This is a genomic window from Neolewinella litorea, assembly GCF_004803465.1.
In the GTDB taxonomy this organism is placed as follows: Bacteria; Bacteroidota; Bacteroidia; order Chitinophagales; family Saprospiraceae; genus Neolewinella; species Neolewinella litorea.
This window is the reverse complement of sequence record NZ_SRSF01000004.1, coordinates 270,729-282,505: the sequence shown is the minus strand read 5'-3', so window position 1 is coordinate 282,505 and position 11,777 is coordinate 270,729. Positions and strand designations below refer to the sequence as shown.

General features: G+C 66.6%; 7 protein-coding genes. 6 read left to right on the top strand and 1 reads right to left on the bottom strand.

The annotated features are described in order from the left end of the window. Nucleotides 1–29: 29 nt before the first annotated feature. The 6 genes from E4021_RS11880 (at nucleotide 30) to mltG (ending at nucleotide 8,918) form a co-directional block, all read left to right on the top strand. On the top strand, nucleotides 30–512 hold the full coding sequence (locus E4021_RS11880; RefSeq protein WP_136459578.1) for a cytidine deaminase: 483 nt from the start codon (nucleotides 30–32) through the stop codon (nucleotides 510–512). Nucleotides 513–525: 13 nt separating this feature from the next. Continuing rightward, nucleotides 526–3,309, top strand: a complete 2,784-nt coding sequence (locus E4021_RS11875) for a M1 family metallopeptidase (protein ID WP_168797582.1) — start codon at nucleotides 526–528, stop codon at nucleotides 3,307–3,309. After that, nucleotides 3,306–3,809 carry a hypothetical protein gene (locus E4021_RS11870; RefSeq protein ID WP_136459576.1) on the top strand — a complete coding sequence of 168 codons (504 nt, stop codon included), beginning with the start codon at nucleotides 3,306–3,308 and terminating at the stop codon, nucleotides 3,807–3,809. Before E4021_RS11875 ends, E4021_RS11870 begins: the two co-directional genes overlap by 4 nt. Nucleotides 3,810–3,992: 183 nt before the next feature. Continuing rightward, entirely contained in the window at nucleotides 3,993–6,920 is a 2,928-nt protein-coding gene (locus tag E4021_RS11865) for a S8 family serine peptidase (RefSeq protein ID WP_136459575.1), read from the top strand. Nucleotides 6,921–6,954: 34 nt separating this feature from the next. Continuing rightward, a complete protein-coding gene (panB, locus tag E4021_RS11860) occupies nucleotides 6,955–7,776 on the top strand; it encodes a 3-methyl-2-oxobutanoate hydroxymethyltransferase (RefSeq protein WP_136459574.1) in 822 nt (273 codons plus the stop codon). A 116-nt stretch (nucleotides 7,777–7,892) separates the two neighbouring features. Next, nucleotides 7,893–8,918 (top strand): endolytic transglycosylase MltG, encoded by a 1,026-nt coding sequence (gene mltG / locus E4021_RS11855; protein ID WP_136459573.1) that lies wholly within the window; start codon nucleotides 7,893–7,895, stop codon nucleotides 8,916–8,918. A 1-nt stretch (nucleotide 8,919) separates the two neighbouring features. On the opposite strand, the gene E4021_RS11850 is transcribed toward mltG, so the two are convergent. Beyond that, the gene (locus E4021_RS11850) at nucleotides 8,920–11,739 is read right to left on the bottom strand and encodes a T9SS type A sorting domain-containing protein (protein ID WP_136459572.1); all 2,820 of its coding nucleotides are present in this window, start codon (nucleotides 11,737–11,739) and stop codon (nucleotides 8,920–8,922) included. Between the last annotated feature and the right edge of the window lie 38 nt (nucleotides 11,740–11,777).

The window sequence follows — 11,777 nt, the reverse complement described above, 5'->3', positions numbered from 1 at the left end:
CGTAGCTTAGCCCGCCCTGCCAGACCGTCATGACCCAGAAGCAACTTACCGTTTCCTACACCGAATTTCCGGACCCCGCGGAACTGCCCGCCGCCGACCGCGAGCTGCTGGTCGCCGCCACCCGCGCCCTGCCGGCCAGCTATGCCCCCTACTCCAACTTCCGGGTAGCCGCCGCGGCCCGGCTGGAGGACGGCACCGTGGTGACCGGCGGCAACATCGAGAACGCCGCCTACCCCATGTGCATCTGCGCCGAGCCCAACGCCATGGCCGCCGCGGCCAGCCTGCGGCCCGGTATGCCGGTGGTGGCCATGGCCATTACCGTCCAGGCCCCGGGCCGCGTACTCGACACCCCGGCCAGCCCCTGTGGCTCCTGCCGCCAGATCCTGAGCGAACACGAAAGCCGCTTCGGCCACAGCCTGCGGCTCATCCTGCGCGGGGAGGGTGGACCGGTCTACGTCTTCGAGCGGGCCACCACCCTGCTGCCCTTCGGATTCAGCGGTGAACTCCTGTAGCCTAATTATGCCCATGCGCCTAATTCTCCTGCTCCTCCTAGCGGGCCCCTTGCTGGCCCAGGACTCCCCTTATTTCCAGCAAGCGGTCGACTACGCCATCGACGCCCGCCTCGACGACCGCGCCCACGTCCTCCACGCCGAGCTGCAACTGGGCTACACCAACCACGCTCCCCGCTCCCTCGACTCCATCGTCTTCCACCTCTGGCCGCGGGCCTTCAGCGGCGACAATACCGCCTTCGCCCGCCAGCAACTGCGCAACGGCAGTACCGACTTCCACTTCGCGCCGCCTGCGACCCGCGGCACCCTGGATAGCCTCGACTTCCGCGTGGACGGCCGCCCCGCCCGCTTCGCCTACACCGCAGATCCCGACGTGGGGGTGCTCTACCTGAACGAGCCCCTGCGGCCCGGGGCCACGGCCGCCATCACCACCCCCTTCCGGGTGAAGATCTCCGAGAGCTTCAGCCGGCTGGGCCACGTGGGGGAGTCCTACCAGCTCACCCAGTGGTACCCCAAGCCCGCCGTCTACGACCGCGACGGCTGGCACCCCATGCCCTACCTCGACCAGGGGGAATTCTACAGCGAGTTCGGCAGCTTCCGCGTGACCCTCGACCTGCCCGCCAACTACGTGGTGGCCGCCACCGGAGTGCTGCAGGACCGGGAAGAACGGGCCTGGCTGCTGGCGCGGGCCGACAGCACCCGCCGCGCCCTCGCCGGCCGCCGCGACCTTCCGTCCGGCTACGTCGACGAGCCCTTCCCCCCCAGCGCCACGAAGCGAAAGACCCTGACCTACACCGCGGAGGGCGTCCACGACTTCGCCTGGTTTGCCGACAAGCGCTTCGCCGTGCTCCACGATACCCTGCACCTGCGCTCCGCCGCCCCGATCGACGTATGGGCCTTCTTCACGGAAACCGAAGCCGCCCTGTGGAAAGACGCCACCGACTACCTCAAGCGAGCCGTGCGCTTCTACTCCGACCACCTGGGGCCCTACCCCTACCCCCAGGTGACGGGCGTACAGAGCGCCCTCAGCGCCGGCGCCGGCATGGAGTACCCCATGATCACCGTGATCGGCCGCAGCTACACCGCCTACGGCCTCGACGAGGTGCTGGCCCACGAGATCGGCCATAACTGGTTCTACGGCATCCTGGGCAGCAACGAACGCGACCACCCCTGGATGGACGAGGGGCTGAACAGCTACTACGAGGGCCGCTATACCCGGCAATTTTACCCCGAGCGGCGGGGACGGCAGCAGGTCATCCCCGGCCGGGAGGTCGACACGGACGCCCTGGCCTACCACTACCTGGCCCGGCTGGGCCGCGACCAGGCCCCGGACACCCCGAGCGACCAACTGAGTGCCTTCAATTACTGGATCTCCGCCTATAGCAAGCCGGAACTGGTGCTCCAGGCCGTGGAGGAAAGGGTGGGCACGGAAGCCCTGGACGCGGCCTTCCGCGACTACTACGTGGCCTGGAAGTTCCGCCACCCCCGTCCGGCCGACTTCTACGCCGCCCTGGCCCCGCTGGGGGTAGACGACTACGTACGCGAGGCCATGACCTCCACCACGGCCGGGGAATTCAACAGGGCGGCCCGCTCCGCCGCACGGTCCCCCGGTCTGGCCCCACCCAAAGTGGCCCTGGTCACCGACGCCGCCACGGACAGGCCGCAGCTGTTCGTCTCCCCCCTGCTCGGCTTTAATGAGAACGACGGGGTGCTGGCGGGCCTGGCCCTGCACAATCGTACCCTGGAGCCACGGCGGCTGGAGTGGCTGGTGGCCCCGCTCTACGGCTTCGCGAGCAAGGAGCTGGCGGGCTTCGCCGGTGCCCGCTACCGGATGGTGCGCCCCGCGGAGTGGCTGCGGCAGGTGGTCGTGGGCGGTGGGGTGCAGCGCTTCAGCGACTTCGACCCCCCGGCCGTGGACCGGCTGTACGGCTACGACCGCTGGGCGCTGCGCAGTGACTTTTACCTTGATCACCCGGCCGGAAGTCAGCGCAGCAGCCGGCTGTACAGTCAGCTCATCCGCCTAGACCGCCGCCGCCCAGACTTTGGCGACGGGGGCGTGCTGCTGGACCGGGCCGAGACGCTCACCACCCATTTCCTGCGCGCGGGGTACGCGGTCCGGGTTGAGCGGGAGATCAATCCCGTCGGATACGGCCTCCAACTGGAATACCGAAACGGGGGGGCGCAGCAGTTCCCCGCCGCCGACTACCTGCGGCTGGACGCTACCCTCACCGGGGGCTACCAGTACCAGGCAGACAAATTTCTCCGCTGGCGCTTCTTCGGCGGCTACTTCCTGCAGCACGACCTGCGCGAGGGCAATACGGCCCCCTCCATCAGCCTGTCGCTCGTCGACAACGCCGCCAGCGACTACGCCTACGACGACCTCTACCTGGGCCGCAGTCAGGATGGCTGGTACCAGCAGCAGCTCGGGGAGCGGCAGGGGGGCTTCCGCGCGCCGGTGGCTGCGGCCTTCCCCTTCGGCCGCAGCAACGACTACCTGGCTGCTGTGAACCTAGACGGCGACCTGCCCTTCCCCGGCCCGATCGGGGTCTTCCTCGACGCCGGGGCCTACGGCTACCGCCCCACCCTGAGCAGCGCCCAGTCCAACGCCGTCCGCTGGGTGGGGGGGCTGTCCGTAAACCTGTTTCGGGACCAGTTCCGCCTCTTCGTCCCCCTGCTGGCCGACGCCGACACCCGGGGGCTTCTGGAGCAGCGGGGCAACCTCCTCGACCGCGTTTCCTTCCGCCTCAACCTTTCCCGCCTCTTACCTTGGCAGTGGATTGACGAATTACCCTCCCCATGACCCTACCTGAATTTATCCAACTTGCCGCTGAGCACCCCCGAGAGGTGGTATTCTACTTTTCGCTCGTGCCCGTAGCCGCCCTCCTGGCGGGCTGGATGGAGCGGGAGGAAGATCACCTGCCCCCCTGGAACTACCTGTACACGGCCCTGCTTTATCTGGTAGCGGTGCCCGCTACCCTTTCCCTGGGCCTTAGTGCCTACCATTGGGTGGCCGGCGACGCGCCCGCCGTGGCCCGCAACGTGGTGCTGCAGGTGGTGCCCGTGGCCAGTTTCCTGTACACTGCCTTCGTCATCCACCGCCGGGTGGCCCTGAATGCCCTGCCCGGCTTCGGCCACCTTTCGGGCCTGGTCCTGCTCGTGTCCGCCGCCGCCCTGCTCATGTGGGGGATCGACCGCGTGGGCCTGCTCAATTTCTCCGGTTGGAAGGTGCAATATGTGGTGGTCGTCTTCATGATTTTGCTGGTGGTGCTGCGGACGCTGGGTCGCCGCTTGACGAACTGAGCAGTACCACGGGAATCCCCCTCACGTCTTTTTCCGGGGCGGCACGCGCGGGTGCCCCGTGAATTCCCGGGCGCCGCGCCGGGGTGGTGGCCACGAGCGCAAGGCAGCTGTCAATGTTGCCCCTTGGGTACATCCGGGCTGCCGCTTATCCCGTATTTTGTCCTCGACCGGAAACTCCCCCGCATGCCCCTACCCCGTCTGCTACTCCTGCTGGCCCTGCTCGGCTCCGCCGCGCTGGGGGCACAGGGATTGGACTATGGGCAGGGCCAGCTCATCGTTCAGCTCCGGGGGGAAGTCGACGGCAAGGCCTGGGCGCGGGCCCACAAGGAGCTGTCGGCCTGGAAGCCCCTCAGCCGCGGACTCAACACCTACCTGGTAGCCTTCGACTGGGCGAAGTACGCCGAGAAGCAGCTTCGCTCCGACTTCGCCGCCGACGACCGCGTCGTCAACGTACAGCTCAACCACCGCCTCTCCCTGCGCCGGCGGCCCAACGACCCCCGCTACCCGCAGCAGTGGCAGTTCTTCAACACCGGGCAAATCGGCGGAGAGAACGGAGCCGACTACAACGTGCAGCCGGCCTGGGACGTCACCACCGGCGGAGTGACCGTCAACGGCGACACCATCGTCATCGCCAGCATCGACAACGGCATCGACCTGGACCACGAGGATCTGATGGCTAACATCTGGGTCAACCGCGACGAAATCCCCGGCAACGGCCGCGACGACGACCGCAACGGCTACATCGACGACCGCTTCGGCTGGAATACCGCCCTGGACAACAACGACGTGGAAGGCGGCAAGGGCGACCACGGCACCCCGGTCATGGGGCAGATCGCCGCCGTCGGCAACAACGGCCTGGGGGTCACCGGCGTGAACTGGACGGCCAGGGTCATGAACATCACCAACGATTTCGACCCCCTGGAGTCCGAAGTCATCGAAGCCTATGGCTACGCCCTCGAAGCCCGCAAACGCTACGACGCCAGCGGCGGGCGTGAGGGGGCCTACGTGGTGGCCACCAACGCCAGCTGGGGCCGCGACCGCGCCTTCCCTTCCCAGAGCCCCATCTGGTGCTCACTCTACGACACCCTGGGCAAGTACGGCATCATCAACGTGGCGGCCGTGCCCAACCGCGACATCGACGTGGACGAGGTAGGCGACCTGCCCTCCCTCTGCGAATCGGAATACCTGGTGGTGGTCACCAGCATCGATACCCGCAATAAAAAAGTGAAGGACGCGGCCGGGGGGTCCATCTCCGTCGACCTTGCCGCCTTCGGCGAAGGCGTGTACACCACCCTGCTGGGCAACAGCTACGGGGCGGTGTACGGCACCTCCTTCGCCGCCCCGGCCGTAACGGGGGCCTTCGGTCTGCTCTACTCGGCACCCTGCCCGAGTCTGGGCCAGTTGCTGCGCAGCGACCCCGCCGCGGCGGCCCGCTACTTGCGCGACGTGCTCTACGGCTCGCTTCGGCCCCTGCCCACCCTGGCGGGTACCACCGTCACGGGCGGATCGCTTAACGTGGGCGCGGCCATGACCACCCTGATGCAGGGCTGCGCCGACTGCCTGGCCCCGACCTCCTTCACCGCCTCACCGCCGGGCGATGCCTCGTCCGACCTTTTATTGAGCTGGAAGGTATCCGCGGCGGTCGACCGGGTAGACCTGCAGTACCGCCCCACCGGCAGTACCGAGTGGACTACCGTAGCGGGCGTCGGCTCCCCCTACCGGCTTACCGGCCTGCCCTCCTGCCGAGAGTACGACCTGCAACTGGTCAGTCGCTGCGGCGGCACCACCTCCGGCACCGAGATCCGGTCGGTCGAAACCCCGGGCTGCTGCCGACTGCCCGACGACTACCGCGTGAAGGCCCTGGCCGGGGGGCGCATCGTGGCCGAATGGGAGCCCCTGCTCAATGCCCTCAGCTACACCCTGCGGTACCGCACCGGCGACGACGAGTGGACGGAAATTACCACCCCGGAAGCTCGCCTGGAACTGACCGGCCTGCGCAACTGCCGCACCTACGAAATCGAGTTGCGGACCAATTGTACCGGGGGCGTGACCCGTTTCCAGGGCCGGCGTATCCAGAAGACGCTGGGCTGCGGGGTGTGCCTGGATGCGGACTATTGCCTGCCCACCGGCTTCGGCAACGAGCAGGAGTGGATCGCCCGCGTGGAAATCCCGGGCATCCTGGATGTAGCCTCGAGCCGCGAGATCGACGGTTACCGCAACTTCGGCGACGAGACCCTCAGCAGCATGGTGCCCGGCGGTGTGTACCCCATCACCCTTACGCCCGCCTACCGGGGCAGTGGCTTCACCCAGGATTTTCACGTGTACATCGACTGGAACCAGGACGCCGTATTCACCCCCGACGAACTCGTGGTGGAACAGACGGCCCCCCGGGGCGGCGTGGCGCGCGGCGTCATCGAAGTACCGGAGGTTAGCGAACTCGGCCTGACGCGTATGCGGGTAATCATGCAGTTCACGACGGTGAAGACCGGCCCCTGCCCGGCGGGCACCAACCAGCAGTTTTCGGGGGAAATCGAGGACTACTGCATCGACGTCACCCCCGTGCAGGGCTGCCCGCCCCCGGACGGTCTGACGGCCACCTACGAAGATCAGCCCCAGCAAACGACCCTGTCCTGGGGTGCCTCGGCGGCCCCCGGCGGCAGCTATCACCTGCGGTACCGCCCCCGTAGCGGCGATGTGAGCTACACCGAACGCACCGTGAAGGGGCTTTCCGCCACCGTCGCCAACGTCAACCTCTGCAGCAGTTACGAGGTGCAGATCGCCAGCATCTGCGACGGCGTACCGGGGGAGTACCGGGTCACTTTCTTTGGCGACGACTGCGTATCCAACCCCGACGCCAGCCTGCCCGAAACCCGCTGGTCGTTGTACCCCAACCCGGCCTCCGGTTGGACCCGCCTCGCGTGGGCAGGCGAACTTACCGTTGCGTCGGTCAGCCTGTATACCGTGGACGGCCGCCGGGCCCTGGAGTGGTCGGTGGACCCGGCCGCCCGCGAGCTGGAGCTGCGCCTCGACGGTCTCCCACCGGGGGTGTACGTGCTGCGCCTGTTCACGGTCGACGGCCGCAGCGGCAGCCGGCGCCTGCTGCTGCGGTAGCCGGTCGTTGCGGGCGGTAGCTTACCTTTGGGCCATGAGCGTACATAAAGTGAGTGATGTCAAACGGGTAACGACCCATACCCTGCAGTCCATGAAGGAGGCTGGGGAAAAGATAGCCATGCTGACCGCCTACGACTACTCCACGGCCCGGATCCTCGACGCCGCCGGCGTGGACGTGCTGCTGGTGGGCGACTCGGCCAGCAACGTCATGGCCGGCCACGAGACCACCCTGCCCATCACCCTCGACCAGATGATCTACCACGCCTCCAGCGTAGTACGCGGCGTACAGCGCGCCCTGGTGATCGTCGACCTGCCCTTCGGCACCTACCAGGGCGACAGCAAGATGGCTCTTAAATCCAGCATCCGCATCATGAAGGAAAGCGGCGCCCACGCCGTAAAGCTCGAAGGTGGCCAGGAGGTGGAAGAAAGCATTCGCCGCATCCTCACGGCCGGCATCCCCGTGATGGGTCACCTGGGCCTTACCCCCCAGTCGATCTACAAGTTCGGCACCTACACCGTGCGCGCCAAGCAGGAAGCCGAAGCCCGGCGGCTGCTCAAAGACGCCAAGATGCTCGACGAACTGGGCTGCTTCGGCCTCGTGCTGGAGAAGATCCCCGCTGCCCTGGCCAAACGGGTGAGCCGGAGCGTCGACATCCCCACCATCGGCATCGGCGGCGGCGCGGACTGCGACGGGCAGGTGCTCGTCACCCAGGACATGCTCGGGATAACCAAGGACTTTCACCCCCGCTTCCTGCGGCGTTACGCCGAACTCTTCGACGTGATCAAGGAAGCCACCACGGCCTACGTCAAGGACGTCAAGGCCCGCGAGTTCCCCAGTGACCAGGAGCAGTACTGAGTCCGCGGGTCGCCCGGCCTCCCCAAGACAGGTACTGGGCGCACAACCTCCGGCACCCGGCATTGTTAGCCAAACTGCGCGCGGGCGGACCGCCGTATGCGGATTGATTTAAGCTTATGAAAAGGATCATCGGAATACTCTTCCTGCTCGGCCTGGCGGCCGTCGGCTTTGCCTACTACCAACTGATGGTGGTACCCGTAGTCCCGGAAGATCGGCAGGGGCCCATCACGGTGCAGATTCCCACCGGCAGCGATTACGAGGCCGTCATGGATACCCTGGCCGTTCACGGCATCCACCTCAACCGCACCTTCTTCGACCCGCTGGCCGACCAGATGGGGTTCCGCCGTACGCCAATGCGCTCCGGCCGCTTCGACCTGCAACCCGGCAGCAGCGCCATCACCCTGCTGCGGAAATTGCGCAGCGGCTCCCAGGCGACCGTCGATGTAGTACTCACTACGGAGCGAGAACCCATGAACGTAGCCGCCAAGGTGGCCCGCTTCCTGGAACCTGACAGTCTGACCTTCGTGCGCCTGTTCCAGGATACCCAGTACATCGACTCCATCGGCTATACCCCCGAGACGCTGCAGACGCTCTTCATCCCGAACACCTACGAGATGTACTGGAACGCCACCCCGCGGGAGTTTGTCGCCCGGATGGTGAAGGAGCACGACCGCTTCTGGCACGCCAACGACCGCCTGAAGAAGGCCGAGGCGCAGGGCCTCTCCCCCGCCGAGGTCTACACCCTGGCCAGCATCGTGGAGAAAGAAAGCCTGGTGGCCTCCGAACGGCCCCGCATCGCCGGCGTCTACCTCAACCGGCTCCGCATCGGTATGCCCCTGCAGGCCGACCCCACCGCCGTTTTCGCTACCCGCGAGTTCGACGTCGGCCGCGTGCTCACGCGGCACACCCAGTTCGACAGCCCCTACAACACCTACCGCTACGCGGGCCTGCCCCCGGGGCCCATCACGATGGCCAGTGTCGGCAGTATCGACGCCGTCCTGAATCCGGAAGACCACAATTACCTCTATTTCTGCGCCCGTGGTGACGGCAGCGGCGAGCACAACTTCGCCAGCACCCTGGCCGGGCACTCCCGCAACATCGCCATCTACGTAGCCAATCTGCGCGAACGCGGACTGCGCTAGCCTACCACCGGGCAATCCGCAGCGTCCGCGCGGCCTCCCCCGCCCTGACGCGCAAGAAATACATCCCCGACGGAACCTGGCTCAGGTCGACCCGGCCGGCAACCTGCGCGCGCCGCCCCAGATCTTGCACCTGCAACCGCTGGCCCCGGGCATCGTAGACCTCCACCAGTATCTGCTCGGCCGTCGGCAGCTCCAGGCGAAGCGATAACCAGCCCGAGGTGGGGTTGGGAAATACTTCCAGACCGGCCAATACGGCGTTCGGATCCTCGGTTGCCACGGCGTCCAGGTCGACGCTCACCGACAACTGATCGGTACACCCCACCGCGTCGGTTACCGTGACGGTATAATCGGCCACGCTGAGGCTGTCGGCCGACTGGCTGGTATCGCCGTTGCTCCAGGCGTAGGTGTAGGGCGGCAGACCGGCCCCCACCAGCACGTAGGCGGTACCGTCGTCGGCGAAGATTCCCGAGGGCGGCGCGGTGGTATAGCGCAGGTCCAGGGAGCCGGGGCAGCGGCGCACCCCGATGTCGTCGAAGGTCACGAAGAAGTCGCCCTCCGCGCGGACGGCCGTGAATGTGAAGAAGAAGCCTTGACCCACCGCCGACAGCGGCAGGGTGAAGGTCGAATCCGCGGGCACATCCTCCAGGAACAGGAGCGTGGACACCACGTCATCGCAGTCGGAGCCCACCGCTACGGCCAGGCTTTCGAGGACACCGCTGACGGGATCGCCGTCCGCGTCGCGCAGGCGCAGGGTGAAGGTCAGTTCGTCGTCGGCCTCCAGTACGCCGTAGCTGGCCGTTGTGAAGGAGAAATCGGCATCCTGTTCGTTCAGGTTGTCGGTGAGGGCGACGGAGGGCGTTCCCGCCCGGCGCGCAATGACCGCATCGGCGGGTAACGACCAGTTATCGGGGATGCGGCCGTCCTCGAAGTCTACGAGGAATGGAATTTCCTGCACCACGGGATAGACGTAGGTCAGGGTATCGTTGTAAAGGGCACCGTCGTTCTCGGCACTCAGCCACACCATCAGGCGATTTTCCGTGCCGGTTTCCTGGTTTACGGTCAATGGGTCGGCGAAGCGGTAGGTCATGGGCTGGCCGATGACGCGGGGCGCGGCGGCGCGGGCGCTCACGGTATCCCCACCGTTGAGGGCGTAGCTGACGGTCAGGGAATCCACCGGCTCGCGGCCCAGTTGGGTAAAGGTGAAGGCCAGGGTGTCGGTCCGCTCCTCGCAGTTGACGCCGTTGAGCAGGCGGGCGCTCACCGCGGCGTAGTCGACGGCCGGGCGCCGCGCGATGCGGATGTTATCGATGGCCACGCCTTCCCGTTGCCCGTCGCCGTCGCTGACGAAGACGAAGCGGAAGCGCACTTCTTTCCTGCCGGCCAGGCCGCGCAGTTGCTGGCCCACCAGGGCGTAGCCGCCCCCGAATCCTCCGTCGCCGTCCCAGACCTGCTGCCGCCGGTTGTTGTACCAGTTCACGCTTGTCGGGTTGCTTTCCACGCGCCGCCAGGTGGCACCGCCGTCGGTGGTCGCCTGCAGGTAGAGTCCGTCGAACTGGGCCTCAGTATCGACGTAGAGCAGGAAGGACATGAAGGGATCGTCCGTAAAGCCGGAGAAGTCGAAGCAGGGCGACTTCAGGTAGCTGAGCTCGTCGTCGTTGTAGGGTCCGCCCGCATTGGTGACGAAGGCGAAATCACCCGATCCGGCGCGGTTGATACGGGGCGCGGCGGGGCGGGCCCGGTCCCAGGAGGAGGGTCCGCGGCCGGCGGCTTCCGGCAACCAAAAGCCGTTGCCGGTCTCGAAGGATTCCAGGTAGGGGAAGTCGGCGATCACCGGCAGGCTCACCACGGAGGCCGTCAGGGTGTCGTTTTCGGTATTCTCGTCGCCTTCCAACTGGGTGTACACCTTGATCTCGTAGTAGCCGGCGTCGCGCAGGTCTACGGGCGTCTTGAAGGAGAAAAATTCGGTGCTGTCAACGCCCACCACGCCGGTGTAGATGCCGTCGAAGGGGAAGTTCACGCCCCCCGCTTCACCGTTCACCGTAAAATTGATACGGAAGAACTGCTGGGGTTCGCCGCCGAAGTTGGTCACCCCCACGGTCAGCGTATCGGTGCCGTCGCGCTGGCAGCGGTCTACCGGACTGCGCAGCACGGTGATGCCCACGTCGCGGCGGATCGGGGTCACGATGCGGAAGGGGCCCCGGCGCACGCTCGTCTGCTCCGGATCGTCGCATTCGGTGGCCACGTAGAATTCGTAGGCGGTACGCGTTTGCAGGTCTTCGATCCGCAGCATGGTATCCTGGGTCGTGATACGGGTGCCTTCCCCGGCGTCGGGGTCGAAGCCGGCTTCCCCGTAGGTGATCCGGTAGGTGGGCCGGTCGGGGGAGCCGCGGAACCGCAGGTCGACGGAGTTGTAGCGCAGGCGGTACAGCTCGATGGAGGAGAGGGGCGGCGGAGCGCAGGTGCGGCATTGCGCCGTAAAGGCCGTGAGCTCCGGCAGCGTAGCGGGTGCCGACACGGTGTAGATCAGGCTGTCGTTGTTATCCAGGATGGAAAGGCCCACCTCACCGGGAAAAGCCCCCGCCGTAAAGCCGACGGTGACGCGATCGCCGTTTTCCACGGGGAAGAAGAAATCACGACGGGCGCCGTCATCGTTCATCGCGTCGAGGGTGAAGACGCGGGGCCGTCCGTCGACGGTCACCGTAACTACGGCACCGTTCCAGCCGTCGCCCCCCTGGTCCGTCAGTTGCAGCTGGTAGAAGCAGTCCTGGGCGCTGAGGCCGGTGACGAGCAGGAAAAGGAGGGAAAGTAGATGTGATCGCATAGTGGCTGGATTCCGTCGGGAAAAATACCACAAAGGCG

Excerpts from the sequence above, each read along its gene's own strand:
- E4021_RS11865 (WP_136459575.1), top strand. The coding sequence starts at position 3,993 with ATGCCCCTACCCCGTCTGCTACTCCTGCTGGCCCTGCTCGGCTCCGCC.
- E4021_RS11875 (WP_168797582.1), top strand. The coding sequence starts at position 526 with ATGCGCCTAATTCTCCTGCTCCTCCTAGCGGGCCCCTTGCTGGCCCAG.
- E4021_RS11880 (WP_136459578.1), top strand. The coding sequence starts at position 30 with ATGACCCAGAAGCAACTTACCGTTTCCTACACCGAATTTCCGGACCCC.
- panB (WP_136459574.1), top strand. The coding sequence starts at position 6,955 with ATGAGCGTACATAAAGTGAGTGATGTCAAACGGGTAACGACCCATACC.
- E4021_RS11870 (WP_136459576.1), top strand. The coding sequence starts at position 3,306 with ATGACCCTACCTGAATTTATCCAACTTGCCGCTGAGCACCCCCGAGAG.
- mltG (WP_136459573.1), top strand. The coding sequence starts at position 7,893 with ATGAAAAGGATCATCGGAATACTCTTCCTGCTCGGCCTGGCGGCCGTC.
- E4021_RS11850 (WP_136459572.1), bottom strand. The coding sequence starts at position 11,739 with ATGCGATCACATCTACTTTCCCTCCTTTTCCTGCTCGTCACCGGCCTC.